Annotated in this window: 20 protein-coding genes; 11 read left to right on the top strand and 9 right to left on the bottom strand. The window is 71.5% G+C overall.

Annotated elements, in window-relative coordinates; genetic code table 11:
- Positions 1-7 precede the first annotated feature (7 nt).
- Genes ACQPZQ_RS07070 through ACQPZQ_RS07085 form a run of 4 tightly spaced genes read left to right on the top strand, consistent with a single transcriptional unit; the run spans position 8 to position 5,441 of the window.
- Complete coding sequence (locus ACQPZQ_RS07070) at positions 8-1,309, top strand: hypothetical protein (protein WP_433293225.1); 1,302 nt, start codon at positions 8-10, stop codon at positions 1,307-1,309.
- A complete protein-coding gene (locus ACQPZQ_RS07075) occupies positions 1,309-2,850 on the top strand; it encodes a UxaA family hydrolase (RefSeq protein ID WP_433293227.1) in 1,542 nt (513 codons plus the stop codon). Before ACQPZQ_RS07070 ends, ACQPZQ_RS07075 begins: the two co-directional genes overlap by 1 nt.
- Before the next feature lie 15 nt (positions 2,851-2,865).
- Complete coding sequence (locus ACQPZQ_RS07080; protein WP_433293229.1) at positions 2,866-3,627, top strand: SDR family NAD(P)-dependent oxidoreductase; 762 nt, start codon at positions 2,866-2,868, stop codon at positions 3,625-3,627.
- A gap of 17 nt (positions 3,628-3,644) precedes the next feature.
- Positions 3,645-5,441: an IlvD/Edd family dehydratase gene (locus ACQPZQ_RS07085; RefSeq protein ID WP_433293231.1), complete on the top strand. Its 1,797-nt coding sequence runs from the start codon at positions 3,645-3,647 to the stop codon at positions 5,439-5,441.
- 51 nt (positions 5,442-5,492) lie between these two features.
- Here ACQPZQ_RS07085 and ACQPZQ_RS07090 read toward each other — a convergent pair whose 3' ends face one another.
- A complete protein-coding gene (locus ACQPZQ_RS07090; protein ID WP_433293233.1) occupies positions 5,493-6,056 on the bottom strand; it encodes a helix-turn-helix domain-containing protein in 564 nt (187 codons plus the stop codon).
- Positions 6,057-6,096: 40 nt separating this feature from the next.
- Between ACQPZQ_RS07090 and ACQPZQ_RS07095 the strand changes: the two genes are divergently transcribed.
- The 4 genes from ACQPZQ_RS07095 to ACQPZQ_RS07110 all read left to right on the top strand — a co-directional run bounded on the left by ACQPZQ_RS07095 (position 6,097) and on the right by ACQPZQ_RS07110 (position 11,140).
- Positions 6,097-6,630, top strand: a complete 534-nt coding sequence (locus tag ACQPZQ_RS07095) for an N-acetyltransferase family protein (RefSeq protein ID WP_433293235.1) — start codon at positions 6,097-6,099, stop codon at positions 6,628-6,630.
- A 94-nt stretch (positions 6,631-6,724) separates the two neighbouring features.
- Complete coding sequence (locus ACQPZQ_RS07100; protein WP_433293237.1) at positions 6,725-8,128, top strand: Nramp family divalent metal transporter; 1,404 nt, start codon at positions 6,725-6,727, stop codon at positions 8,126-8,128.
- A 53-nt stretch (positions 8,129-8,181) separates the two neighbouring features.
- Complete coding sequence (locus ACQPZQ_RS07105; RefSeq protein ID WP_433293239.1) at positions 8,182-10,395, top strand: SpoIIE family protein phosphatase; 2,214 nt, start codon at positions 8,182-8,184, stop codon at positions 10,393-10,395.
- A gap of 298 nt (positions 10,396-10,693) precedes the next feature.
- Complete coding sequence (locus tag ACQPZQ_RS07110) at positions 10,694-11,140, top strand: hypothetical protein (RefSeq protein WP_433293241.1); 447 nt, start codon at positions 10,694-10,696, stop codon at positions 11,138-11,140.
- 53 nt (positions 11,141-11,193) lie between these two features.
- On the opposite strand, the gene ACQPZQ_RS07115 is transcribed toward ACQPZQ_RS07110, so the two are convergent.
- The 5 genes from ACQPZQ_RS07115 to ACQPZQ_RS07135 all read right to left on the bottom strand — a co-directional run bounded on the left by ACQPZQ_RS07115 (position 11,194) and on the right by ACQPZQ_RS07135 (position 16,306).
- Entirely contained in the window at positions 11,194-11,487 is a 294-nt protein-coding gene (locus ACQPZQ_RS07115; RefSeq protein ID WP_277398639.1) for a WhiB family transcriptional regulator, read from the bottom strand.
- Between the two features lie 286 nt (positions 11,488-11,773).
- A complete protein-coding gene (locus ACQPZQ_RS07120; RefSeq protein WP_433293243.1) occupies positions 11,774-12,187 on the bottom strand; it encodes an anti-sigma factor antagonist in 414 nt (137 codons plus the stop codon).
- A gap of 58 nt (positions 12,188-12,245) precedes the next feature.
- Positions 12,246-14,093 carry a selenocysteine-specific translation elongation factor gene (gene selB / locus ACQPZQ_RS07125; protein WP_433293245.1) on the bottom strand — a complete coding sequence of 616 codons (1,848 nt, stop codon included), beginning with the start codon at positions 14,091-14,093 and terminating at the stop codon, positions 12,246-12,248.
- On the bottom strand, positions 14,083-15,426 hold the full coding sequence (selA, locus tag ACQPZQ_RS07130) for an L-seryl-tRNA(Sec) selenium transferase (protein ID WP_433293247.1): 1,344 nt from the start codon (positions 15,424-15,426) through the stop codon (positions 14,083-14,085). Before selA ends, selB begins: the two co-directional genes overlap by 11 nt.
- Positions 15,427-15,523: 97 nt before the next feature.
- Positions 15,524-16,306, bottom strand: a complete 783-nt coding sequence (locus ACQPZQ_RS07135; protein ID WP_241034751.1) for a hypothetical protein — start codon at positions 16,304-16,306, stop codon at positions 15,524-15,526.
- Positions 16,307-16,479: 173 nt separating this feature from the next.
- On the opposite strand from ACQPZQ_RS07135, the gene selD reads away from it, so the two are divergent.
- Positions 16,480-17,514, top strand: coding sequence for a selenide, water dikinase SelD (selD, locus tag ACQPZQ_RS07140; RefSeq protein ID WP_433293250.1), 1,035 nt, complete (start codon positions 16,480-16,482; stop codon positions 17,512-17,514).
- A 30-nt stretch (positions 17,515-17,544) separates the two neighbouring features.
- On the opposite strand, the gene ACQPZQ_RS07145 is transcribed toward selD, so the two are convergent.
- Entirely contained in the window at positions 17,545-20,790 is a 3,246-nt protein-coding gene (locus ACQPZQ_RS07145) for a bifunctional cytochrome P450/NADPH--P450 reductase (RefSeq protein WP_433293252.1), read from the bottom strand.
- Positions 20,787-21,494: a hypothetical protein gene (locus tag ACQPZQ_RS07150; RefSeq protein WP_433293254.1), complete on the bottom strand. Its 708-nt coding sequence runs from the start codon at positions 21,492-21,494 to the stop codon at positions 20,787-20,789. The genes ACQPZQ_RS07145 and ACQPZQ_RS07150 overlap by 4 nt, the downstream gene beginning before the upstream one ends.
- Positions 21,495-21,830: 336 nt before the next feature.
- On the opposite strand from ACQPZQ_RS07150, the gene ACQPZQ_RS07155 reads away from it, so the two are divergent.
- Both ACQPZQ_RS07155 and ACQPZQ_RS07160 read left to right on the top strand, forming a co-directional pair.
- The gene (locus ACQPZQ_RS07155; RefSeq protein ID WP_433293256.1) at positions 21,831-22,934 is read left to right on the top strand and encodes a PLP-dependent cysteine synthase family protein; all 1,104 of its coding nucleotides are present in this window, start codon (positions 21,831-21,833) and stop codon (positions 22,932-22,934) included.
- Between the two features lie 195 nt (positions 22,935-23,129).
- The gene (locus tag ACQPZQ_RS07160; RefSeq protein ID WP_433293258.1) at positions 23,130-24,530 is read left to right on the top strand and encodes an alkaline phosphatase PhoX; all 1,401 of its coding nucleotides are present in this window, start codon (positions 23,130-23,132) and stop codon (positions 24,528-24,530) included.
- Positions 24,531-24,566: 36 nt separating this feature from the next.
- Here ACQPZQ_RS07160 and ACQPZQ_RS07165 read toward each other — a convergent pair whose 3' ends face one another.
- Positions 24,567-25,961: an amidase gene (locus ACQPZQ_RS07165; protein WP_433293260.1), complete on the bottom strand. Its 1,395-nt coding sequence runs from the start codon at positions 25,959-25,961 to the stop codon at positions 24,567-24,569.
- Positions 25,962-26,066 lie beyond the last annotated feature (105 nt).

The raw sequence follows: 26,066 nt of genomic DNA on the forward strand, positions 1-26,066 counted from the left end.
AAAAGCAGTGACCAACCACCTGGGCCCGTTCGAGGCCGTCCGCGGCCTGGAGTTCGACGCGCCCTTCCCGCACCTGCTGCCCGTCCGCCAGCTCTTCGACGACACGCGTATCCAGGACGTCGCGGCGGCCACGGCGGCGGCCCTGGAGCCGCTGCGCTCCCGCGTCACCCCCGGCATGACCGTGGCGATCACGGCCGGCAGCCGCGGCATCCACGACAAGTCCGCGGTGGTGCGCGCGGCGGGGGAGTGGCTGCGATCGCTCGGCGCCGAGCCGTTCGTCGTGCCGGCGATGGGCTCGCACGGCGGCGCCACCGCCGAGGGACAGGTGCAGCTGCTCGCCGAGCTCGGGATGACCGAGGAGTCGCTCGGCATGCCGATCCACGCCACGATGGAGACGGTCGAGCTGGACCGGGTGCCGGACGGCCCGGCTGTGCACCTCGACGCCAACGCGGCCAAGGCCGACGGCATCCTCGCGGTCAACCGCATCAAGGCCCACACCGACTTCTCGGACGAGGTGGAGAGCGGGCTTGCCAAGATCGTCGCCATCGGGCTGGGGAAGCGGCGCGGCGCAGAGGGCATCCACCGGTACGGCCCCGCGAACCTCGGCGTGTGGATCCCGCAGGTGGCCCGCCGGATCGTCGAGACGGGCAAGGTGCTCGGCGGCCTCGCGATCATCGAGAACGCGGGTGACCGGGCGGCCCGGATCGAGCTGGTCGCGGCCCAGGACATCGGTGGCCCCGTCGAGGCGGAGTTGCTCCTGGACGCCAAGCGCAGGATGGCCACCCTGCCCTTCGACGACATCGACGTGGCCGTGATCGATCTCCTGGGCAAGAACTACTCCGGTGCGGGCATGGACACCAACGTGATCGGCCGGATGATGATCCGCGGCAGCGCGGAGTTCGAGCGCCCGCGCATCACCAACATCGCGGTGCTGGACGTCAGCGACGCCTCCCACGGCAACGCGGTGGGCGTTGGCCTCGCCGACTTCGTGCCGTTCCGGCTGCTGGAGCGGATCGATCTGGAGGCCGTCTACATCAACGCGATGACCTCCGGCCTCGGCGGCCCGCAGCGCGCGCAGGTGCCGATGGCGATGGCCACCGACCGGAGCGCGATCGCCGCCGCGATCCTCACCTGCGGACGGCCGGATCTCGAAGGGGTCACGCTCGTCCGCATGCGCAACACCCTCGACCTCGAGCACCTGTGGGTGTCGGAGTCGCTGCGCGAACAGGTGCTGGCCCACCCGGGCCTGGAGGTCACGGGTGAGGCCGTTCCGATGGTCTTCGACGACGAAGGGCAGCTGGAGGGCTGATGAGCAGGGCATCGTCGGTGGATGTCGACGAGATCGGTGTACGGCTGCACGAGGCCGACAACGTCGTGGTCGCCTTCCGCGATCTGGACGAGGGCACCACCGCGGGCGGGCTCACGCTGAGCCGGGCCGTGCCGCGGGGGCACAAGGTCGCCACGGCAGCCATCGCGGTGGGCGAGCCCGTGCGCAAGTACAACCAGATCATCGGGTTCGCCACGACGGCCATCGAGCCCGGCGACCACGTGCACACGCACAACGTCGAGTTCAAGGCGTTCGAGCGTGACTACGCCCCCGGGTCCGACGTCACGGCCACCGAGATGGTGCCCGAGGCCGAGCGCGCCACCTTCCAGGGCATCGTCCGCGCCGACGGTCGCGTGGCCACCCGCAACTACCTGGGCATCCTCACGTCGGTGAACTGCTCGGCCACCACGGCCAAGCTGATCGCCGACCAGTTCCGCCGCCCCGGCCTGCTCGACGCCTTCCCGAACGTCGACGGCGTGGTGGCCCTCACCCACGGCACGGGGTGCGGGATGGCCGCCGACGGCGAGGGCCTCGCCGTCCTGCAGCGCACGCTCACCGGCTACGCCGAGCACCCGAACTTCGCAGGCTTCCTGCTGCTCGGGCTCGGCTGCGAGGTCAACCAGATCTCCGGCGTCGCCGACGAGTGGAACATCGACCCCAGCACGCCCGTGCGGACGATGACGATCCAGGAACAGGGCGGCACAGCCGCCACGATGCGGGCGGGCGTCGCGGCACTGCAGGCGATGCTCCCGGCGGCGAACGACGTGAGCCGCACGACGGTCCCCGCGAGTGAGCTCGTGCTCGGGCTCAACTGCGGCGGTTCGGACGCCTACTCCGGCATCACGGCGAACCCCGCGCTGGGCGCCGCCGTCGACCTGCTCGTGCGCCACGGGGGCACCGCGGTGCTCGGCGAGACCCCGGAGATCTACGGCGCCGAGCACCTGCTGACGCGCCGGGCGGTGAGCCGGGAGGTCGCCGACCGGCTCGTCGAGCGGATCCGGTGGTGGGAGCGCTACACCGCCGACAACCACGGGTCGATGGACAACAACCCCTCGCCGGGCAACAAGGCCGGCGGGCTGACGACGATCCTGGAGAAGTCGCTCGGCGCCGTCGCGAAGGGCGGCACGACGAACCTGACGGCGGTTTACCGCTACGCCGAGAAGGTCACCGACAAGGGATTCACGTTCATGGACACGCCGGGATACGACCCGGTCTCGGTCACCGGCATCGTGGCGGGCGGAGCCACGGTCATGTGCTTCACCACCGGGCGTGGCTCGGTGCTGGGCTGCAAGCCGACCCCCAGCCTGAAGCTCGCCACCAACACCGAGATGTACACGCGGATGGCCGAGGACATGGACCTCAACTGCGGGGTCATCGCCGACGGTGCCGCGTCGGTGCAGGACGTCGGTCGTGAGCTCTTCGAGCTGATCCTCGAGACGGCGTCCGGTCGCCGGACCCTGAGCGAGGAGCTGGGCTTCGGTCAAGAGGAGTTCGTGCCCTGGCAACTCGGGGCAGTCATGTGATGAGGGACGGACGGGATGCTCGATTTCAGTGATCAGGTCGTGCTCGTCACGGGCGCGAGCAGCGGGATCGGCGCGGCTGTCGCCGAAGGTTTCGCCCGCCACGGTGCTCGCGTTGCGGTGCACTACCACCGCAACCGCGAGGGGGCCGAGAAGGTCGTCGCCGCGATCGGGGCGGCCGGGGGCACGGCCGTGGAGGTCTCGGGCGATCTCGCGCCACCCGACGGGGCCGCCGCGGTCGTCGACGACGTCGTCGCCCGGCTCGGGCGGCTGGACGTTCTCGTGAACAACGCCGGTGACCTCCTGCGCCGCGGCCCGGTGGCGGAGACGTCCGACGTCGACTACGCGCGCGTGATGGACGTCAACATGACGTCGGTCTTCGCCGCGAGCCGGCAGGCCGTGCCGGTGATGCGCCGCCAGGGATCGGGATCGATCGTCAACGTCACCTCCGTGGCCGCGCGCACCGGCGGTGCAGGCGGCTCGGTCGTGTACGCCACGGCGAAGGCCGCGGTCAGCACCTTCACCCGTGGGCTGGCCAAGGAGCTCGCGCCCGAGGGGATCCGGGTCAACGCGATCGCGCCGGGAATCATCACCACCCCGTTCCACGATCGCCACACGTCCGACGCGCAGATGAAGGGGATGCTCAGCGGCATCCCGATGGGCCGTGCCGGGCGGCCCGACGAGTGTGCCGGCGCTGTGCTGTTCCTCGCATCGCCGGCGATGAGCGGCTACATCACCGGCCAGGTGATCGAGATCAACGGCGGCCAGCTCACCCCCTGACCGAGATCGGAGCATGGATGAACGCCGACGGGCAACGTCGCCTTCGCAGCCAGGCGTGGTTCGACAACCCGGACAACCCGGGGATGACGGCGCTCTACATCGAGCGGTACATGAACTGGGGCCTCACCCGGGAGGAGCTGCAGTCGGGCAGGCCGATCATCGGTATCGCGCAGACCGGATCGGACCTCTCGCCGTGCAACCGCCACCACCTGCAGCTCGCCGACCGCGTGCGCGAGGGCATCAGGGAGATGGGGGGCATCGCGTTCGAGTTCCCGGTGCACCCCATCCAGGAGACCGGCAAGCGCCCCACCGCGGCGCTGGACCGCAACCTGGCCTACCTCGGCCTGGTCGAGGTGCTCTACGGCTACCCGCTCGACGGGGTCGTGCTCACCACCGGGTGTGACAAGACCACGCCCGCCTGCCTGATGGCGGCGGCCACGGTGAACATCCCGGCGATCGTGCTGTCCGGTGGCCCGATGCTCAACGGCTGGTACAACGGCGAGCGCACCGGCTCGGGCACCATCGTGTGGAAGGCCAGGGAGATGCTGGCCGCCGGTGAGATCGACGAGGCCGAGTTCGTGGAGCTGGTGGCGTCGTCGGCGCCGTCGCCGGGGCACTGCAACACGATGGGCACCGCGTCCACGATGAACGCCCTCGCCGAGTCGCTCGGGATGAGCCTTCCCGGCTGCGCGGCGATCCCCGCTCCGCACCGCGACCGTGCACGCATCGCCCACGCGACCGGCAGGCGGATCGTGGAGATGGTGCACGAGGACCTCAAGCCCTCCGACATCCTCACCCGCGAGGCCTTCGAGAACGCGATCGTCGTGAACTCCGCCATCGGCGGGTCGACGAACGCGCCGATCCACATCACCGCGATCGCGCGGCACATCGGCGTGCCGCTGGAGATGGACGAGTGGCAGCGTCTCGGGCTCACCGTTCCGCTGATCGTCAACATGCAGCCGGCAGGCAAGTACCTCGGCGAGGAGTTCCACCGCGCAGGCGGCGTGCCCGCGGTGATCAACGAACTGATGGCGCACGGTCTCATCCACGAGGACGCCCGCACCGTGAACGGGGCGTCGATCGGGGAGAACTGCCGCGCCACGGTGGCCAGTGACCGCGACGTGATCAGCACCTTCGACGACGCTCTGGTCGGCGACGCGGGGTTCCTCGTGCTGCGCGGCAACCTCTTCGACTGCGCGATCATGAAGACGAGCGTGATCTCCCCGGAGTTCCGCGAGCGGTACCTGAGCGACCCGGACCATCCGAACGTCCTGCAGGGCCGGGCCGTCGTCTTCGACGGCTCGGAGGACTACCACGCCCGGATCGACGACCCCGAGCTCGCCGTCGACGAGGACTCCGTGCTGGTCATCCGCGGTGGCGGGCCGTTGGGTCATCCGGGCTCGGCCGAGGTGGTCAACATGCAGCCCCCAGCGGCGATGATCAAGCGCGGGGTGCACTCACTGCCGTGCATCGGTGACGGCCGCCAGTCCGGCACGTCCGGCTCGCCGTCGATCCTCAACGCCTCCCCGGAGGCCGCGGCCGGTGGCGGGCTGGCACTGCTGCGCACCGGCGACACGGTGCGCATCGACCTGAACACGGGCGCCGCCGACGTCCTCGTCGATCCCGGGGAGCTGGCGGAGCGCCGGCGGCAGTTGGAGGAGGCGGGCGGCTACCCGATGCCCCCGTCGCAGACGCCGTGGCAGGAGATCCAGCGCTCGATGGTCGACCAGCTCAGTGGCGGCATGGTCCTCAAGCCCGCGGTGGCCTACCAGCGTGTGGCCCAGACGATGGGCATACCCCGCGACAACCACTGACGCGCCACCGACGACCGGGACATCCGCCGCTGCGGGGTTCCGGTCGTCGCGTCAGGTGGCGCGTTTCGTCAGCGCCACCAGGTAGCGGACCGGCTCGCGGGTCGTGTTCGCGTACGTGCACGGGGCCGGCGGGCCGAGCTGAAGGCAGTCGCCGGCGTCGAGTTCGTGGTCGGTGTCGCCCTCGCGGAAGAGCAGCCGGCCCTCCAGGATCCAGATCTGGTGGTGCCTGAAGGCGTAGGTGTCGGCCGCGTACGAGATCTCCGCGCCCGCCGGCAGCTCGACCTCGACGAGCTCCAGCGGCCCGCCGCTGATCGGTGACACGGCACGGCGACGGTAGCCGGTCTCCGGATCGGTCCACGTCGGCTGGTCCGCGGCCCGTGCGAGGCGCCTGTCGCCGCCCTCGGCGCGGGCCACCAGTTCGGACAGCGTCATACCCAACGCCGCCGACAGGCGGCCGAGGAGGACCGCGGTGGGCTGCGCCTCGCCGCGTTCGATCTTGCCGATCATCGCTCGCGAGACACCGGAGCGCTCCGCGAGAGCACTGGCCGACAGGGCGCGAGATCGTCGGGCGGCGGAGAGCGTCGCGGCGAGCGAAGCGGAGAGCGAGTCGGACACAACTGTCACTATAGGGGCCGATTTGCTTACTATCGTTGCCATGACTGCTGTGTCCGCCCGGATCCGGGACGCATGCGACGCCGACGCCCGGGCTTGCGCGGAGATCTATGCCCCTTACGTCACCGACACGGCGATCTCGTTCGAGAGCGAGCCGCCCCAGCCCGGGGTCATGGCCCGGCGCATCGCCGACGCCGTGCGCACGCACGCCTGGCTCGTGCTGGAGGACCAGGGGCAGGTGATCGGCTACGCGTACGGCGGCCCGTTCCGCGGGCGGCGGGCGTACGACTGGTCGTGCGAGGTCAGCGTCTATCTCGCACGCGGCAGGCAGCGCACCGGCGGGGGACGTGTGCTCTACGAGGCGCTGCTCGCCCGGCTGGCCGAGCGTGGGTTCCGCACCGTCGTGGCGGGCATGACGCTGCCCAACGACGCGAGCGTCGGCCTGCACCGCGCCATGGGGTTCGAGGAGATCGGCACCTTCCGCCGCGTCGGCTGGAAGCACGGCAGGTGGCACGACGTGGCCTTCATGCAACGAGCGATCGGCGCCGAGGCGGAGGCGCCACCCGAGCTCGTGTGACCGTGCGGCGCCCCGCGGTGCATATGTCGCATTGACCCGATCGGGGGTATCTGTCCATCATCGGGTACTCGCTGTCAACGCCGACGGGGGCCGAATGTCTGCCACACCCGAGACCACCAGCACCGATCCGTACACCCTGACGCCGGAGGGGATCAAGGATCCGCCGGTCGGGTGGAGGGCCAGTTTCCGCTACCTCGGCCCGGGGCTGATCCTCAGTGCGTCGATCGTGGGATCGGGCGAGCTCATCGCCACCACCACGCTGGGCGCGGAGGTCGGCTTCGCGCTGCTCTGGCTGGTCATCTTCAGCACGTTCGTGAAGGTCGCCGTCCAGGTCGAGCTGGCGCGCTGGACCATCGCGACCGGGCAGCCCGCGCTCACCGGCTACAACAGGGTGCCGCCCAGGATCGGCCGGATGGGCTGGGTCAACGTCCTGTGGATGGTGCTGGCCCTCACCAAGCTGCTGCAGCTCGGCGGCATCATCGGCGGCACGGCCGTGGCGTTCAGCATCCTGCTGCCGTTCGGGCCCGACCCTCTGGCCTTCCAGTCGCTCCTGATCTGGACGTCGATGCTCGCGCTGGGCAGCATCGCCCTGCTCTGGACGAACTCGTACCGGCTCATCGAGCGGGGAGCGGTGCTCCTCGTGGTGATCTTCACGTTCGTCACGGTCGGCATCGCCCTCGGCCTGCCCTTCACGCCGTTCGCCTACGGCGCCGGTGACGTGGCGAGCGGGCTGACGTTCCTCATTCCCGCGGGTGCGGTCGGTGCCGCGATCGCGATGTTCGGCATCACCGGCGTCGGCGCCGACGAGATCACGTTCTACACGTACTGGTGCATCGAGAAGGGCTACGCGCGGTGGACCGGCCCGAACGACGGCAGCGAGGCCTGGGTGCGCCGGGCCAACGGCTGGATCCGCGTGATGTACAAGGACGCGTTCGTCTCGTGGCTCGTCTACACCTTCGGCACGCTCGCCTTCTATCTCATGGGCGCTGCGGTGCTGAACCCTCAGGGCCTCGTGCCCGAGGGCAACGGGATGATCACCACGCTCTCGCGCATCTACACCGACGTGCTCGGTGAGTGGGCGAGCATCGCCTTCCTGATCGGTGCCATCGCCGTGCTGGGCTCGACGATGTGGGCGGCCGTGCCCAGCTGGTCGCGGATGTATGTCAACCTGCTCGCGACGATGGGCGTGCTCGACTGGCAGGACCCCGTTGCGCGGCTGCGCTGGATCCGCATCTTCACGGTCGCCCTGCCGCTCCTGTGGGCGGCCGTCTACCTCACCATCCAGTCGCCGGTGGTGATGGTGCAGATCGGCGGCGTGATGACGGGCATCTTCCTCGTGGCCACGGTGGTGGCGGTCTGGTACCTGCGCAGCACCGAGACCGATCCGCGGCTGCGTGGCGGCTCGGCCTTCAACACCCTGCTCGTCGTCAGCAGCCTGGCCATCGGCCTGCTCGGCATCTACACGCTGCTCGAGGTGTTCGGCCTCGGGATCGGCTAGTCGCTCCGGACATCGGGGCGCGGCAAACGGCGTGCCGCCCTACCCTGGGGCGGGTGGAGGCTGGCAGAGACCTCGGTGCCCGCACGGCGCACCCCGTTGCAGACCTTCCACAGGTGCTGAACGGCGCTCCCGCCGCAGTCCTGGTGATCGACCTCGAACGACAGCAGGTCGTCTACGCGAACGAGGCTGCGATCGAGCTCACGGGTCACCGCGTGCGGCTGCCCGTCGCCATCGACGGTTGGAGCGACGCGGCGGGGCTCACCGACCTCGGGGGCAGGCGGATGAGCGAGACCCGCTCACCGCTGTCGCTCGTGGCGAGCGGCGTGCCGGTGGCGGGGGAGCCGGTGGCGGTGACCGACGCGGCGCGACGGGGCGGGCGCGTCACCGCCGCCCAGCGCGACGCCAGCGAGGGCAGGCTGCTCTGGGTCACCGGCTTCAGCCTCTCCCAGGCGCCCGCCGGGATGGTGCCCTCCGGCTTCGGCGACGGCACTGACGCCCGCGCGCTGGTGGTGTTCCTCCAGCTCTCCGGCACCGAGCACGGCGATCGGCGGCGGCTCGAGATGCTGCGCGACCGAGCCGTCATCGCCACGGACATGTCATTCACCATCACCGTCGCGCGGGACGGCGAGAACCCGTTGATCTGGGTCAACCCCTCGTTCTGCAAGCTCACCGGCTACTCCTACGACGAGATCGTCGGGCGGGACTGCCGGTTCCTGCAGGGACCCAACACCGATCGGGCGGCGGTGCAGCGCATTCACGAGGCGCTCCAGCGCCGCAGACCGATCACCGAGTTGCTGCTCAACTACCGGCGCGACCGCACCGCGTTCTGGAACCAGGTCTCGATCTCCCCCGTGTTCGACGGCCAGGGCGACCTGATCAACTTCGTGGGCGTGCAGACCGACGTCACCGAGCGGGTGATCGTCGAGCAGGAGCGCAGGTACGCGCTCGCCGAGGCCGAGGAGGCCCGCAGCCAACTGCGGCTGCTCGCCGAGGCGACCACGCAGATGACCGGTGCTCTCGGCGTCACCGACGCGTGCGAGCGGCTCGCGCGGAGCCTCGTGCCGGAGCTCGCCGACGTGTGCGCCGTCGACCTGCTGGATCGGCCGGGCACGGGCGTGCCGCTGCGTATCGCAGTGGCGGCCAGGGAGCTCGCCGACGAGGCGCGCATGCAGGAGCTGGGCAGGCTGCGCAGCAACCGGCCGAGCAGCGGCAGCGACACCGGGAGCGTGCTCGTGGGGGATCGTCCCGTCCTCGTGCCGGAGCTGCCCGAGCACGGCGACGACCGCTACCCCGAGGACCCTGCTGCCGCCGCCGTGTACGACACGTTGAGGATGCGGTCGGTCATGGTCGTGCCGGTACGGGCGCGTGGCCGGGTGCTCGGGGCGCTCACCCTCGTCACGCAGCATCCCTACGGACGTCGGTACGGCTCGCGGGATCTGCACCTGGCCACCGACATCGCCGGCCGCGCCGGCCTCACCGTCGACAACGCCCGCCTGTACGAGGTGGAGCACGCCGCGGCGGTCACCCTGCAACGCAGCCTGCTGCCTGCCGTGCTGGAGGTCGAGGGACTGCAGGTGGCGGCGCGCTACCTGGTGGGCGTCGACGGCAACCAGGTGGGCGGGGACTGGTACGACGTGCTCAAGCTGCCCGACGGATCCGTCGGGCTGGCGGTCGGTGACGTGGTGGGGCACGACCTGCAGGCCGCGGCCGCGATGGGACAGCTGCGCGGCGTCGTCCGGTCCTACGCCTGGGACGGTGGCCTTCCCGGGTCGGTGCTGGACCGCTGCGACCAGCTGGTGCAGGGCCTGGAGATGGCGGCCATGGCCACGGCGGTGTACGCGCGGATCGAACCGATCGAGGGCAGCGACGATCGGCTCCTGCGCTACGCCAACGCCGGGCACCCCGCGCCGCTGCTGCTCGGGCCGGACGGCACGCTCCGGCGGCTCGACGAGCACACCTCCCCGATGATCGGGGCCGTACGGAGCTTCGGCCGGGCGGCCGACCCGGGGCGCACGGAGGCCGTGCTGCGCTGTCCGCCCGGCTCGATCCTGCTGCTCTACACCGACGGGCTCACCGACATCGCGGGGGAGGACGCCGACGAGCGCACCGAGCTGCTGGAGCGCACCCTCGCCGCGATGGAGCCCCGATCAGAACCAGAAGCCGTCGTCGACCAGCTGTTGGCGGCCTGTAGTCCGCACCGCCTCCGCGACGATGTCGCGCTGCTCGCCGTCCGCATCGATGATCGACTCGTTACAGCCGAGCGCTGAACGGCGTATCAGAGCCGGAATGAGTTACCGGCTGGTAGTAGGGCCGTTTGCGGATCCCGGCGCGCCGCTTGTCGTTCGAGGTCGCGGGAAACGAGCAACCCATAGCGACCTGCCGGTTCAATCCTCAACAGAAAGGGAGGCGCCTCGGGGGGCGAGGGGTCGGCACGCGTCTAGGGGGACGTACTACATGGTCGCGGTACCGGAGATTCCGATCTCCGCACCGATGGCAACATCTGTCATCGAACGATCGCCTGTTTCGCTGCAGAGGCGACGGGCCGTTGCAGTTGCCGTCACTGCGATGGAGCTACTACGGCCCGAGTCGGATCTGGCGCGAGCGGTCGCCGCATTCCCGCACATCGACGTGCTGATCATCGCCGACGACGAGCCGGTAACTGGCTCCGTGGTCGAGGCGCTCGACGGGTACGGCGACGGCTTCGACGACCGGTACGACGAACTCCGCGCCGATGTGGACCAACTCGGCGTTCCCGGCCTGCACCTGCACCGCTTGGGGCTCCGCCAGCCGCTGGGGCCCTGGGCCGAGCACGACGTCGTGGCGGCGATCAGCGAACTCGTCGGTTTCGATCCGGAGCCGGGCGTCTACTGCCTGGCACCCGTCCCGGCGCCCGCCGACGCCGCACGCGCCGTCGTCAACCGGGCCGCCCGGCGCATCGCGCAGGTGTACGGCATTCCTCTGCTGCGCTACCTCTGCCTCGAGCTGTCGGTCGTCGGCGAGGAAGGCGCCTGACAGCGCTGAGGGGTGGTCCTGGCGCGGACCACCCCTCGTGCCGTTCTGGCCGCTCAGCTCGCCAGCGGCACGCCGCGCTGCTCCAGGATCACGCGACGCTCCGACTCCGCCAAGCCGCCCCACACTCCGAACGGCTCGCGGGTCTGTAGAGCGAACTCCCGGCATTGCTCGATCACCGGGCATCGGTGGCAGACGGCTTTGGCCTGTGCGGTCCGGCGCGCCCTGGATGGATTGCGTTCACCGTCCGGGTGGAAGAACACGGCGCTGTCCATCCCCCGGCAGGAACCCAACCGCTGCCACTGCCACGCATGGTCCATCGGGCCGGGAAGCCGGCTGACGTCGCTCATCGTCACCTCTTGTCGTTCGTGCCCGACGGCACTCGGCGAATCCACGACGTCGTTCCCGGCTGGTTGAGGGGCCAAACACCCCCCAATCGGACATGAGGGAGCTGCCGGCGTTCCGCGCTGGCCGAACGCTCGGTGCCGCGGCCGCCCGTGGGACGTCTGCTCCGCCGTTCGAGCAGTTCAGAGCGCCGCCTACGCGGCGTGGGCGCCTCCACGCTCTCGGGCGACGCCGCTCTTCGCCCGATCCGGTGTGATACAGCTCACGCCTGTCACAGGTCACTCACTTGGGCTAGGTGGCCGCCAAGGCCTGCTCGACCGTGTCGTGAATGTCGAACAGCGGCACCAGCCCGGCGATCGTCAACGGGCGGAGAACGCGACGCGCGGTGCACGCCAGCCGAAGCTCCACACCCGCGGCGTGGGCCGCCTCGCGCACCTCGATGAGGACGGCCAAGCCGCTTGTGCCGAGGAACGACACGCCGTCGAGGGCCAGCACCACGAGCTCCACGCCCGCTTCCGTGCCGAACTGTTCGATCACGGCAGAGCGCAGCTGAGGGGAGGTGAGCATGTCGACCTCGCCTCCGACCTCGATCACGACCTGCCCGGGTGCAGGGCTCTGCTGGCCCAGGGTGATCTGGTCGTCGACGTCGCCGCCCCGCCTGGCGGAGGGCGGATCGGCGGGCAGGTTTTCACGGGTCTCGGACATCGAGGCTCACGGTAGGGGCCACGTGGCAGCTGTGCCACTCCAGACACTCGTCCTGGTCTCAGACGAGACGGTGACCCCCGTCGGGGGTCCGCACGGTGTGTCCGGCGCTGGCCAGGAGCTCGAGCAGCGGGACGGCGACCCGCCTGCTGGTACCGAGTGCCTGGCGTGCCGCGCTGAGCGTGAACTCAGGACCGAGGTCGGCGAGCACCTCCAGGGCACGCTTGTCGGCGCCCGGGAGGAGCACGACGCCGTCGGCGATCCGCATCAGCTCGCCCGTCTTGACGAGCGAGGCGACCTGTCGCGGACCCAGCCCGAGCTCCGAAAGGCGCGCAGCCTCCGGCGCCGCGAACGGGGTGCGCTCCAGGTCGGCGCGCAGCGCGTCCATCGCGGCGCGAACCGCGGGCGGTAGCGAGCGTGCCGCCGATCGCACGACCCGCCCGTCCCGCAGCACGAGGCCGGTATCGCTTCCTGCCCGCTCGGCGTGGCGCAGCACGGCCTCCACCAGCCGCGGCTCCGGCAGGCCGACGGCCCGCCGCGCGGCCTCGGTGGGCAGGCCGGGGTCGAGTGGGTCGGCGGTGTCGTGCGTGGCCACTGCGGCCGCGATCTCGGCCGCGATCTCGGTGGCCCGCCCGGGATCCACCAGCCACCCGGCCGCCCCTGGCGCCACGCGTGCCACGGCGTCCACGTCGGGGCGGGTGACGCCCATGGCGATCAGCTCGCTGCGGCGCGCGATGCCGCGGCGGGCCAGCTCCGCGGCCGCGGACGCGACGCTGGTCATCGTCGCGAGCTGGGCTCCGCGCCTGGTGGCGGCTCCGCGGCGGCGCAGGTCGGGCGGACGGACGTCGAGCACGGTCAGCCCGGCAGCGACCACCCGACGCCCGGGATCGCGCAGCACGGCCCGATCTCCGACGCGCAGCGGGAGTGGATGGCGCAGCCGCAGCCGCACGGTGTCCGCGCCGAGCGGCCGTACCCGGGCCGTGACGGCGGCCGCGCCGATGTGCAGGCTCAGCTCGGCGGGCAGGTCGTCGACGTCGACGGGGATGCCGTCGCGGATCCCATGCAGACGGGCGTCGAGCAGGTCGGTGGCGAGCCAGGCTCCGGGGGCCAGCAGCACGTCGCCGCGGGTCACGGCCTCGCGGGGCACTCCGCGCAGGTTCACCGCCACCCGGGACACGCCGGCGGCCTCGGTGGCGTCGGCGCCGAGGCTCTGCAGACCGCGCACGCTCACCGTGCGAGCGCCCTCGGCCGTGAGCAGCTCCAGCTCGTCGTGCACACGGATACGCCCGGCCCCGAGCGTGCCGGTGACCACCGTGCCGGCCCCCCGGATGGTGAAGGCACGGTCCACCCAGAGACGCACGTCCGCCGTGGTGTCCGGCGCGGGCAGGCCGGCGATCAGGTCGTCCAGCGCGTCGCGCAGCTCGTCGAGCCCGGCGCCGGTCGCCGCCGACACGCAGACGGTCCGCAGGCCGGCGAGCGGTGTACCGGCCAGGTGCTCGAGCGCCTCGTCGCGAGCGAGCTCCGGCTCCATGAGGTCGCTTCGGGTGATCACCAGGAGCCCGTGGCGCACACCGAGGGCGCAGAGCGCGTCGACGTGCTCGGCGGACTGCGGCATCCACCCTTCGTCGGCGGCCACGACCAGCAGCACGGCGGGCACGGGCCCGACCCCGGCCAGCATTGCGGTGACGAACCGCTCGTGGCCCGGAACGTCGACGAACGCCACGGTGGTGCCCGACTCGAGCGTGGTCCACGCGAAGCCCAGGTCGATCGTCATTCCGCGGCGGCGCTCCTCGGCCCACCGGTCGGGCTCCATCCCGGTGAGCGCGCGGACCAGCGTGGACTTGCCGTGGTCCACGTGCCCCGCGGTGGCCATCACGGCACGGGCGGACCGCCCCTCGTTACCGCTCACGACCTGCTCCCACGGCGAGCACCGCAGCGGTGAGGGCGGCGTCGGCATCAGGAGACAGGGCGCGCAGGTCGAGCAGGCAGCGCCCGTGCTCGACGCGTCCGAGCACGGCAGGCTCACCGGCGCGCAGTGCGTCCGCATACCGCTCGGGCAGCGAGATCGCGGCGCTCGGCAGCGTGACGCCGGGCGCGCCCCCACCGCCGACGGTGGCCGCGGAGTCCACCGCGACCGCGTCCACGCCCGCCTCGGCGAGCGAGCCTGCCACCCGCGCCGCGCGACCACGCAGGGCTGCCGGGTCGGCGTCGAGCGCGGCTCTGGTGGGCGGCGCCGGGCCGCGGAGGGTGGCCTCGAACGCGGCCAGGGTGAGCTTGTCCACCCGCATCGCCCTGGCCAGCGGGTGGCGCCGGATCCGCTGCACGAGCTGGGCTCCCTCACCGGGCGCCCCGAGTAGCAGCCCGGCCTGCGGGCCGCCGAGCAGCTTGTCACCCGAGGCCGTGACGAGGGTGGCCCCGCGCGCGAGCGAGCTCGCGGCGTCGGGCTCGTCGGGGAGCAGCGGGTGCGGCGCCAGCAAACCGGAGCCGATGTCCGCGACGACCGGCACACCCAGATCGGTGAGCTCCTCGATCTCGACGGATCGGGTGAAGCCGCTGATCACGAAGTTCGACGGGTGCACCTTGAGGATCAGCGCGGTCTCGGGACCGACCGCGGCGGCGTAGTCGGCGCGGCTCACGCGGTTGGTGGTGCCGACCTCACACAGACGTGCCCCGGTGGCCGTGAGCAGTTCGGGGATGCGGAACCCGTCGCCGATCTCGACGAGCTCGCCGCGCGCGATGACGATCTCGCGGCGGCCGTCGGGACCGCCGCTCGCGAGGGTGACGGCCACCAGCGCGAGCGCGGCGGCACCGTTGTTGACCAGATGGGCGGCAGCGGCACCCGGCACGGCGGCGAGGAGTGCGTCGATGGCCGCGGCGCCGCGGGGACCACGCCCGCCGGTGGCGAGATCGAGCTCGACGTCGCAGGTGCCGGCGGCCAGGTCAAGAGCGGCCCGGGCTGCCGCGGAGAGCGGGGCCCGTCCCAGGTTGGTGTGCAGCAGCACCCCGGTGGCGTTCAACACCGGTCGCAGGCCCGTGGCGGTGGTCGGCAACGAGTCGAGAACGGCGCTCACGACCGCTTCCTGCTCGACCGGCAGCTCACCTCGCCGGGCGCGGTCCTGCGCGGCCATGACCGCCGACTTGACGAGCGCTCGGCCGAGCCGCTCGGCCGCGGCTGCGATCCGTGGCTCGGCCAGGACCGCGTCGGTTCGCGGCACCCGTCGCCGCGGATCCACCGTGGTCACGAGACCACCCTACGACCAGGCAACACGTCGACGTTTCGCAGCCGGGGCCTTCGGCGGCGGCGCGGGGAGCTACGCCGCCGCCGATCGGGCGGCCGGTTCAGCCGACGGTCGAACGCTCGCGCTGAACAGGCCGGGCCGCGGGGGCGTCGGCGCCGTCGCCGCCGAACGGCGCGCTCTCCGGACCCGTGGTCAGCTCGGCACCGAGCAGCTTGTGAAGCCTGCCCATCTCGCTGCGCACGTTCTCGTGCAGCCCCTCGACGCGACGCAGCTCCTGCTCGGCGGCCTCGCGACGGCGCTTGAGGTCCTGCTCGCTGCGGTGGCGCACCTCCTCGGCACGGGCCTGCGCCTCGCTGACGAGGGCGTCGGCGGCGTGCCGCGCGTCGTCGGTGATGCGGGCGGCGTCGTCGCGGGCCGCGGCGAGGGTGGCGGCGGCCTGCTGCTCGCGCTCCTGCAGAGCGACGTTGCGCTGGGTGGCCTCCTGGTCCAGCTCGGCCGACCGGGCGATCAGCGCCTGCTCCACCTCGTGGCGGTGCCGCTCCGCGTCGGCGCGGGCCTGCTCGAGGAGCGCCGTGGCCTCGTTGGCCGCGCGGTTGCGGACGTCGGCCGCCTCACGCTCGGCCAGCCGGAGGATCTTCTCGGCGCGGAACCCGAAGCTGTCCTGCGACATCGGTGCGTCCGCCTGAGCCGCGGCGCGGGCCCGCATCTCCTTCTCGGTGGCGCGGGCGTGCTGCTCTGCGCCCTGGCGGGCCGCTTCCGCGGAGGCCAGCCGGTCGCGCAGCTCCCGCATCTGAGAGTCGACCTGATCGCGGTCGTACCCGCGCCTGACCACGTCGAAGGACGCTCCCCCTGATGACGGGCCGCCGGTTCCTGCGCTCTGCACGTTCGGGACTCCGTGAGCAGGGTTCTGGCCGCTGATCGTCACGGCGCGTAGTTTGTTCCCCCGAACGAGCGAAACTGAACCCGAGATCGACAGGCGGGTGATTTCGTGCGGTAGCCGGTTTGGTCGGGTTCGTCCTGACTGCCATCGCCGCCGGGAACTCCTACGCTCGAGGTGTGTCGGAATCCACCCTCTCCCGCCGCCTTACGCAGTTCAGCCACGGCGCGGGCTGCGCATGCAAGCTCGCTCCCGGCGAGCTCGCCACCGTGCTGCGCACCTTGACCCCGCAGTCCCACCCCGACCTGCTGGTCGGCACCGAGACCGGCGACGACGCCGCGGTGTGGCGGCTCGACGCCGACCGTGCGCTGGTCGCGACCACCGACTTCTTCACCCCGCTGGTCGACGACCCCCGGACCTGGGGCCGGATCGCCGCACAGAACGCGGTGTCCGACGTCTACGCGATGGGCGGACACCCGTTGTTCGCGCTGAACCTCGTGGCCTGGCCGTCGTCGGAGCTGCCGACGTCGATGCTCGCCGAGGTGCTGGCCGGCGGGGCCGAGATCGGCGCGGAGAGCGGGTTCGCCGTGGTCGGCGGCCACAGCGTGGACGACCCGGAGCCCAAGTACGGGCTCGCCGTGGTCGGGGAGGTGCACCCGGACCGGATCCTCACCAACTCCGGGCTCCGGGACGGGGACGTTCTGGTGCTCACCAAGGCCCTCGGGGTCGGTATCGCCACCACCGCGATCAAGGCGGGCACCGCCTCGCCCGAGGTGCAGGAGGCAGCGGTCGCGTCGATGACGGCGAGCAACTCCGCAGCGGCGGTGGCCGCCGTGGCCGCCGGCGCCACCGGCTGCACCGACGTCACCGGGTTCGGGCTGCTGGGGCACCTGTCGAAGATGACGGCAGCCTCGGGTGTCGACGTGGACCTGGATGTGGCCGCCGTGCCGTTCCTGCCCGGCACGCGCGCGCTGGCCGAGGCCGGGACCATCCCCGGGGGCACTCGCCGCAACCGCGACTGGGTGGCCCCGTCGGTGGACCCCGCCGGGTTCGCGGAGCTGGAAGTCCTGCTGCTCGCCGACGCCCAGACCTCCGGCGGCCTCCTGTTCGGCGCCGCGCCCGACCGGGCAGCCGAGGCGGTGGCGCGGCTTGGCGCCCCCGCAACGGTGATCGGTCGCGCCCGCACGGGCACGGGCCGCATAACCCTTCGCTGAGCCCCGTAGCTCGTTGCGCTGGGGCGGCGCTCAGCCGCCCCAGATGTCCTCCAGGTAGCGGTCGGCGCTGCGTAGGCCGGCGAGCCATGCCTCGGCATCGGACTCGCCTGCGCCGGTCTGGGCTCGGAAGATCTTCTGCAGGGCGGCGCGGACGCCCGGTGCCATCGTCCCGGCGTTGCCGCACACGAGCACCACGGCGTCCTGCTGCAACAGGCTCCACACCTCGTCGGAGCAGTCGAGCATCGCGTCCTGGACGTACCGGCAGCGGGCGTCGGCCCGGGAGAACGCGTTCTCCACGCGCACCACCCCCCGCTCCTCGTACGTCCTCAGCTCGTCCGCGTAGAGCATGTCGGTGTCCGGGCGGCGGCAGCCGAAGAAGAGCAGCGACCGTGCGATCGGCACTCCCTGCTGCTGCAGCATCGCCCGTTCCTGCAGGAATCCGCGGAAAGGTGCGAGCCCCGTGCCGGCGCCGATCATGATCATCGGCACGTGCGGGTTCTCCGGCGGCCGGAACGGGATCGAGGGCTCGCGGACGAACACGAAGGCCGTGCCGTTCTCCGGGACGATCGACAGGTGCCCCGAGCAGATCCCGGTGAACGTCCCCACCCCGGAGCGGGCAGGCCCGCGGAGCACACCTGCCGTGATGCTGCAGACCGCCGGATCCGCCATCGGTGACGACGAGATCGAGTAGTACCGCGGGCGCAGCGGAGGCAGCATGTCGAGGAAGACCTCGAAGGGCACCTCGCACGCCGGGAAGGCCTCGAGCAGGTCGAGCACCGACCGGTTCGGCGTGAACACGTGCTCGGTGTAGTGGGCGTGGGCCTCCTCGTCGTCGCCGGCGAAGGACTCGAGCTGGGCCTTCTGGTCCGGGTCGGTGGTGTAACGGGCGAGGGTCTGGATGTCGTCGCGCGTGGCCACGTCCTGTAGCTCGACGCAGCTGCCGAGCACGCCGAGCAACGGTGCGGGCTCCTCGATCGGCAGGTGGGTGTGGGTACCGCTGCGCGGGATGATCGTGACGTACTGACCGGCGTCCAGCCCGAAGCGCGCCATCACCCGCCGGATCAGGTCGACGCTGTTGCGCGGGAGCACGCCGAGGTGATCACCGGCGCGATAGGGCATCTCCGGCGGCAACGCGATCTCGACGTGCCGGGTGGAACGGTCGACCGGCTTGCCGTTGCCGATCAGCAGCTCCCGGTTGACGGTGACCCGCCCCGGGCGGGCCCGGTAGGACACGATCACCGGGTTGGTGAGCTGCCGGTTGGTCAACGTGAGGGACAGCCGCGGTCCGGAGTCGACGGCGGCGCCGACCTCGGCCGGCAGGTCGAGCGCGGTGGCGAGGTCGGACCAGAGGTCGCTGTGCCAGTCGCGGTACTGCGCGTCGAAGTCACCGGCCGCGTTGCCCTCGCCCCTGCGGTGCACGCGGCGGCCGCCGTGGGCCTCGAGCTGCTCGTCCAGCAGCGTGGGCACCGCCTGGTAGGTGGCTGCCCATTCGGTGTTGCCGCAGCCGAAGACGGTGTACGCGACGCCCTCGGCGGCCCCGTCGCCCGCTCCGGTGATCCATCGGCAGAACGCGTCGGCGTTGTCCGGCGGCGTGCCGTTGTAGGACGAGGACACGATCACTGTGGCCCCGCTCGCGGGCATGTCGTCGACGTGGTCGTCGAGCGCGCCCAGCATCACGTCGAAGCCGCGTTCCGTGCCCTCCTGCGCCAGCCGGGTGGCGATGCCCTCGGCCGTGCCGAGGTTCGAGCCGAACAGCACCGACAGCGGGGTGCCGTGCCGTGCCACCGCAGGGGCGACCTCCGCGGCGGCAGCGGTGGTGATGGACTCGGTGCGGGCGGGGCTCTCGGTCGCCACCGGTGGGACGGCGCCCCGTTCGATGTGGACGTCGCTGCGCGGCCGGACCTGGATCCGGAACTCGTCCGGCTTGACGGTCAGCGTCGTCTTGGTCTTCAGCTCGTAGCCCAGGTGGTCGACGAGTTCGAACCGCTGCAGCAGCATGCCGAGTACGAGCGTGGCCTCCTGCAGCGCGAACTGCCGCCCGATGCACGCCCGCTGCCCCGTGCCGAAGGGCTTGTACGCGTTGGGGGGAATGCCGACGAGCCGCTCGGGGCTCATGTGGTCCGGGTTGAACTCCTCCGCGTCCGGGCCCCACACCGATGTCTGGCGGTGCAGCGCCGGAATCACCACGCTGAGGGTGGTGTCGGCGGGGATCGCGTACCGGCCGCCGATCACGGTGTCCTCGTAGGGGTAGCGGCTGAACGCCGGGGCCGTGGGCCAGAGCCGCAGGGCCTCGTCGAGCACCTGCCTGATGTAGGTCAGCCGCTGGACCTGCTCGAAGGTCGGCCAGGCCCAGGTGCCGAGCACGTCGTCGGCCTCGGCGCGCGCCCGTTCCATCATGTCCGGGTTCTTGAGCAGGTAGTAGATCGCGAAGGAGAGCAGGCCAGAGGTCGTCTCGTGGCCCGCGATGAGGAACGTGATGCACTGCGCTCGGATGTTGGCGTCGGGCAGCCGCTCACCGCTCTGCTTGTCGACGCCCACGAGCATTCGTCCGAGCAGGTCGGTGGTGTCGGCCGCGTCCCCCTCTGCGCGGCGTTCGGCGATCAGCCGGTCGACCAGGTCGTTCATGAACGCCTGGTCCTCCTCCGCCTGACGCTGGGCGCGGACCCGCAGCCGGGTCTGCAGCTTCGTCTGCCGGACCCTGGTCTGCGCCTCTGTCAGTGAACGCACCATCGCCTCGACGAACGGGTGCGGGGTATCGCGATAGAACGAGTTGAACCGGTAGCCGAATCCGCACAACGCGATGGTGTCGAGGGTCAGCCTGGTCATGTCCGCGGGCACGTCCACGTCCTCGCCCGGATTGAGCCGCCCCCATTTCTCCATCAATTGATCGGCGATGTCGAGCATCTTCGGCATGTAGTCGCGCATCGACTGCTGGCTGAAGGGCGGCATCAGGATGTTGTGCGCGCGGTGCCACAACGGGTCGTCGGTGCGGGAGGTGAAGAGCCCGTTCGACATGCCGCCGCGGCGCAGGTTGGACAGGCCTCCGCCGACCTGCTTGTCGAAGCGCTGCTCGTCGCAGATCTCGTTCACCAGTTCGGGCCCGGATACGAAGAGCCGTATGCCACCGGGGACGTTGAGCTTGAACAGCGGCCCGTATTCACCGGCCATTCGCACCAGCGCGTCGATCGGGTTGTGGGCATCGAGGTCGAAGATGTTGCCCAGCAGCGGGAGCCCTCGGGGACCGGGTATCTCGTCGAGTCCGATCGGCTCACTCATGGTGTTTCTCCAATCGGCCGGTGCGCGAGCAGCAGGATGCTCATCATGAGCACCCAGGCCGGGAACACCAGCAGGATCGCGGGATGAAAGGTCACGCTGACCAGCAGGAATGCGGCGACGACGTAGCTCGCTGCGGCGAGCCAGCGCGGTAGGACGCCGGCCAGCCTGGCGAGCCCGGTGGTGGTGATCATGTACACGCCGGCGGCCCGGACGCCGTAGACGAAGACCATCGAGTAGCCCACCGACGAGAGCGCGCGGGCGACGTCGGGTGCGGGCGCCGGGACGTTCGAGAACTGGGACAGCAGGGCCACCGCGCCGACCGCGGCCGCGCCGCTGTAGAGCATCGCGACGAACAGCACTCCCGCGGCCAGATGGAGCCAGTGCGGGATCTGCGACCACGAGGCCGGGCGGAGCACCTGCAGCAGGGTGCGCGTCGCGATCATGTGCCAGAGGCAGGCGATGCCGGCGAACGGGACGACGTACAGGCCGAGTGCGACCAGCACGTTGCCGGATCCCGAGCTGTAGAACGCGACGTAATCGGCGTCCGAGGCCTCCAGGTCCGGCGCTTGCTGGAGCAGCACCAGCCCGACGGTGAACAACACCGCGAACACCACGCCGGAGATGCCGGCCATCCTGGCGTGGAACAGCCCTGGCCTGGCGATGACCGGTGTGCTGCCGGTGTCGTGCCGAGTGGCTGCTGCCATGGGAGGTCCCCTCGGGACCACGGGCGCCCGGGACCGGCCAGCCCGGTCGTCGTTCCCCGCCGGGACGCCCAGTCCCGGGCCTGTAGTACGGGCGTCCGCGGTGCCCGGTCAATACCGAGACGCCTCGTACCGGGCGAGATGAGCCATTCGCCCCCACCGGCTCACGCGAACGGCCCCGCCTGCGGCTACGGTCGGCTAGACGCCAAGCACAACGGGTTTTCGCTGGTCAGCGATCTCCTGTTCGGGCTGTCCCGGGGTCGTCCGGCAGGCGGGAGTGCACGGGTACCCGCGGCCTCAGCGGGGCCGGTCCGGTCCCGGTGCGCTTCACTGGCGCTCGTGACCGAGCCTGTCGACCGATCCTGTGACCGCACCCGCGCCTGGGTGACCGAGGCGATCCGGCTCGTCGAGGCCGATGCGAACCGGTCGGCCGACACGCACCTGCACCCGTTCCCATTGCCGGCGGAGTGGGGTGTGGACGTCTACCTCAAGGACGAGTCGGTGCACCCGACGGGCAGTCTCAAGCACCGGCTCGCCCGTTCGCTCTTCCTCTACGCGCTGGTGAACGGATGGATCGTCGAGGGCACCACCGTCGTCGAGGCGAGTTCGGGGTCCACCGCCGTCTCGGAGGCCTACTTCGCCCGGCTGATCGGGGTGCCGTTCGTCGCGGTGATGCCGAGGTCGACGAGCCCGGAGAAGATCGCGCTGATCGAACGGTACGGCGGGCGGTGCCACTACGTGGACCGCGCGCCGGACATGTACGCGGAGGCGCAGCGGCTCGCCGCGGAGTGCGACGGGCACTACATCGACCAGTTCACCTACGCGGAGCGCGCCACCGACTGGCGGGGCAACAACAACATCGCCGAGTCGATCTTCAGTCAGCTCGCGCTGGAGCGTTATCCGGTACCGGAGTGGATCGTGATGGGAGCCGGCACCGGCGGGACGTCCGCGACCCTCGGCCGCTACCTCCGCTACCGGCGCCACCCGACGCGTCTCGCCGTGGTCGATCCGGAGAACTCGGCGTTCTTCCCCGGCTGGACCACGGGCGCCCCGGACTACGCCACCGGCATGCCCTCCCGGATCGAGGGCATCGGCAGGCCGCGGATGGAGCCGAGCTTCGTCCCCTCCCTGATCGACCTGATGATCCCCGTGCCGGACGCGGCCAGCGTCGCCGCGGTGCGGCACCTGCACGCCGTCACCGGACGGTGGGGTGGCGGCTCCACGGGCACCAATCTCTGGGGGGTGTGGCAACTGGTGGCCCGGATGCTCGACACCGGGGTGCGCGGCAGCATCGTCACGCTGATCTGTGACGGCGGTGAGCGCTACCGGCACAGCTACTACGACGACGGCTGGGTGGCCGCTCAGGGGATGGATCTCGCGCCGTACACGACCGCGATCGAGCGGTTCCTGGCGACGGGGGAGTGGGCGCCGCCACAATCCTGACCCGTTCACCCCGCTCGGCCTGTTCGTCCTGGTCGATCGGTTGTTCCCCGGACGGCGTCGATGACCGTCCTGTGTGCGTCCTGTGTGCGTCGCTCCCCGTTCATCTCCCAGCCGTGTAGATCGGCGAACGTGTCGCCCGGCCACCACCCGGTCGGGTGAACTCGATCGGCCACGTACGTGACAGGGAGAACATCGATGACGAACGGAATGTCCCGCCGCGGGTTCCTGCGCGGGACTGCCGCAGCCGGTGCCGGTGTCGTGCTGCTGGGGGCGAGCGAGGTCCTGCTCACCGCGCCCAACGCGGCCGCCGCTCCGGCGCCGGCCGGCGTGGGATACGGCCCGCTGGTGGCCGACCCCGCGAAGCGCCTCGCCCTTCCGGAGGGTTTCAAGTACACGGTCGTCACCGAGGCCGGTGTGACGAAGCTGGAGTCCGGCGAGTTCACGCCGAGCAACCACGACGGGACCGGCGCTTTCAAGGCGAAGGGTGGTGGCACGGTTCTGGTCAACAACCACGAGCTCGGCGACCCCTTCGCGACCACGAAGCTGCCGGTGCCGCACCTCGAGGGCCTCACCTACGACGAGGGCAGCGCGGGCGGCTGCACGATCGTCGAGACCGACAAGGACGGCAAGCGGGTCCGCGAGTTCGTCGGGATCGCGGGCACCGCCACCAACTGCGCCGGTGGCATCACCCCCTGGGACACCTGGCTGACCTGCGAGGAGACCGAGGGGCTCGCCGGCTCTGGCGGCCGCACCAAGGACCACGGCTACGTCTTCGAGGTCGACCCGTTCGACCAGGAGGCCAACAAGAACCCGCAGCCGATCAAGGCTCTCGGCCGGTTCGCCCACGAGGCCGCGGTCGTGGACCCGAAGTCGGGCAACATCCTGCTCACCGAGGACGCGGGTGGCCCGAACGGCCTGCTCTACCGCTGGGAGGCGCCGAAGGGCTTCAAGCCGAAGAAGGGCGGCCTGAAGGAGCTCGGCCCGACCGACGGTGTGCTCGCCGCCATGCGCTGCACGGACAAGGGCGGCGCCTTCGTCGACGACCTGTCGCGCGCCACCGAGATCGGCACCACGTACAACGTCACCTGGACCCCCGTGCCCGACCGTGACGCCCGCACCACCTCCACGCGCAAGCAGTTCACCGGCGACCAGGTCACTCGCGGGCACAAGCTCGAGGGCGCCTGGTGGGGCGACAACGGCGCGTACATCGCCACGAGCTTCGCGCGCAACGAGGACAGCCCGGTTGAGCACGACGGCCAGGTGTGGTTCTACGACCCCAAGCGCGAGACGTTCACCCTGAAGGTCCGCTTCGGTGTCAACCCGAACCCGGACCAGGACGGCGCGTTCGACGGCCCGGACAACATCGCCGTCTCCCCGTGGGGTGGCCTGATCGTGGCCGAGGACGGCGAGGGCGTGCAGCACCTCTTGGGCATCTCCGAGAAGGGCGAGTCGTTCCCGATGGCCCGCAACGAGCTCGGCAACGGCAGCGAGTTCACCGGTCCGGTCTACTCGAACGACAAGAAGGTGCTGTTCGGCAACATCCAGACTCCGGGGATCATGTTCGCGATCACCGGTCCCTGGAAGACGCAGAAGTAACCAGCCGTGCTCAGAGCCAGGGGCCGGGTCCCCCGATCACCGGCCCCTGGCGGAGGCGGCCAGCGCAGGCACCGCCCGCCACTCCAGCCGTGCCGCGGCGGCGAGCAGCTTCGGCTCGTCGCCCGGCCGGCCCACGAGCTGCACACCCACCGGTGCGCCGCGAACCGTCACCGGGGCGACCACGGCGGGCAGCCCGGCCAGGTTCCACGCCTGCGTGTACGGGGCGCGGACGGCCGAGACCAGCAGCGTCGGTAGGTACCGGCGGCCGAGCAGGGCGCCGGCGCGCAGCGGTGGGCTCGCCACCGCGGGGGTCAGCAGCATGTCGTGGCCGCCCGCGTCGAGCCAGTCGAGGAACCGCTCTCGCCAGACGGCGGCGGCCTCCGGGTACGGCGGCCGGAACCGCAGCACCCGGCGGCCCTTGCGCGCCAGCGTGGCGGTGCGGTGCTCCACATCCGTGTCGTCGAGGCCGAGGTCGGCGAGATCAGAGGCGACTCCCGCCTGCCACCGCCGCGTCCAGAGCGAAGCCAGGTTCCGCGGGTAGGGCGGGTCCGCCACGGCGACGGTCGCGCCACCCGGTTCCGCGCGCAGCCGAGCCGCGGCCCCCACAGCGGCCGCCCGGTGGTCGGTATGCAGGCGCCCGATCGGTGAGGGCGACGGATCGCGCAACGACAGTGCGATGCGCGCCGGCCAGAGGTCACCCGAGTCGATGTCGCGCTGCTCGGCATCACCCCGCCCGCTCAGCACGCCGAGCATCAGCGCGGCGTCCGCGGCCGTGCGGGCGATCGGACCGGCGGCGGTGAGCCCGCACCAGTGCTCCGGCGCGCCCCCGGGCAGCGGCACGACGCCGGTGCCCGGCTTGAGCCCCACGACCCCGCAGTACGCCGCCGGAATGCGGATGGAACCGCCGCCGTCGGTGCCCAGCGCGAGCACCGCCATCCCTGCCGCCACCGCCGCCGCGCCGCCGCCGCTCGACCCGCCGGGATCCAGTTCGAGGTCCAGCGGGTTGCGGGTGACGCCGAGCGCCGAGTGTGTGAAGCCCCAGATCCCGAGCTCGGACATCCGGGTCTTGCCGATCATCACGGCCCCGGCGCCGCGCAGCCGCTTGACCAGCTCGTCGTCACGCCGGGCCGGTTCACCGGAGGTGGCCGCCGAGCCGTGCCGGGTCGGGTAGCCGGCGACGTCCACGTTGTCCGTCACCGCCACCGGAACCCCCGCCAGCGGCAGGGCGAAGCGGTCGGGCCGAGAGTCGACGGCCCCCGCCTCGGCGAGCACACGCTCGGGCGTGTGCTCCTGAAACGCACCTACCCACGGCTCGCGTTCAGCGATCCGGGCGAGGTGGGCTCGGGCGACCTCGACGGCACTGAGCCGCCCGTCGTGCACGCGCTCGACGATCTCGGCCGCGGTGAGCGCAGTCAGGTCGAGGGCCTCCATCCCCCCACAATCGCACTGATCAGCGGTTATCCGCGAACGACCCGCCGAGGCGTTCGGTCGAGGTGTTGCCGCGCGTCCGGTTCAGGGCCGGGGGAGCGGCTCATC

This window comes from Pseudonocardia sp. CA-142604, assembly GCF_050948475.1.
Classification (GTDB): Bacteria; Actinomycetota; Actinomycetes; order Mycobacteriales; family Pseudonocardiaceae; genus Pseudonocardia; species Pseudonocardia alaniniphila.

Excerpts from the sequence above, each read along its gene's own strand:
- ACQPZQ_RS07075 (WP_433293227.1), top strand. The coding sequence starts at position 1,309 with ATGAGCAGGGCATCGTCGGTGGATGTCGACGAGATCGGTGTACGGCTG.
- ACQPZQ_RS07080 (WP_433293229.1), top strand. The coding sequence starts at position 2,866 with ATGCTCGATTTCAGTGATCAGGTCGTGCTCGTCACGGGCGCGAGCAGC.
- ACQPZQ_RS07085 (WP_433293231.1), top strand. The coding sequence starts at position 3,645 with ATGAACGCCGACGGGCAACGTCGCCTTCGCAGCCAGGCGTGGTTCGAC.
- ACQPZQ_RS07095 (WP_433293235.1), top strand. The coding sequence starts at position 6,097 with ATGACTGCTGTGTCCGCCCGGATCCGGGACGCATGCGACGCCGACGCC.
- ACQPZQ_RS07100 (WP_433293237.1), top strand. The coding sequence starts at position 6,725 with ATGTCTGCCACACCCGAGACCACCAGCACCGATCCGTACACCCTGACG.
- ACQPZQ_RS07110 (WP_433293241.1), top strand. The coding sequence starts at position 10,694 with ATGGAGCTACTACGGCCCGAGTCGGATCTGGCGCGAGCGGTCGCCGCA.
- ACQPZQ_RS07115 (WP_277398639.1), bottom strand. The coding sequence starts at position 11,487 with ATGAGCGACGTCAGCCGGCTTCCCGGCCCGATGGACCATGCGTGGCAG.
- ACQPZQ_RS07120 (WP_433293243.1), bottom strand. The coding sequence starts at position 12,187 with ATGTCCGAGACCCGTGAAAACCTGCCCGCCGATCCGCCCTCCGCCAGG.
- ACQPZQ_RS07145 (WP_433293252.1), bottom strand. The coding sequence starts at position 20,790 with ATGAGTGAGCCGATCGGACTCGACGAGATACCCGGTCCCCGAGGGCTC.
- ACQPZQ_RS07150 (WP_433293254.1), bottom strand. The coding sequence starts at position 21,494 with ATGGCAGCAGCCACTCGGCACGACACCGGCAGCACACCGGTCATCGCC.
- ACQPZQ_RS07160 (WP_433293258.1), top strand. The coding sequence starts at position 23,130 with ATGACGAACGGAATGTCCCGCCGCGGGTTCCTGCGCGGGACTGCCGCA.
- ACQPZQ_RS07165 (WP_433293260.1), bottom strand. The coding sequence starts at position 25,961 with ATGGAGGCCCTCGACCTGACTGCGCTCACCGCGGCCGAGATCGTCGAG.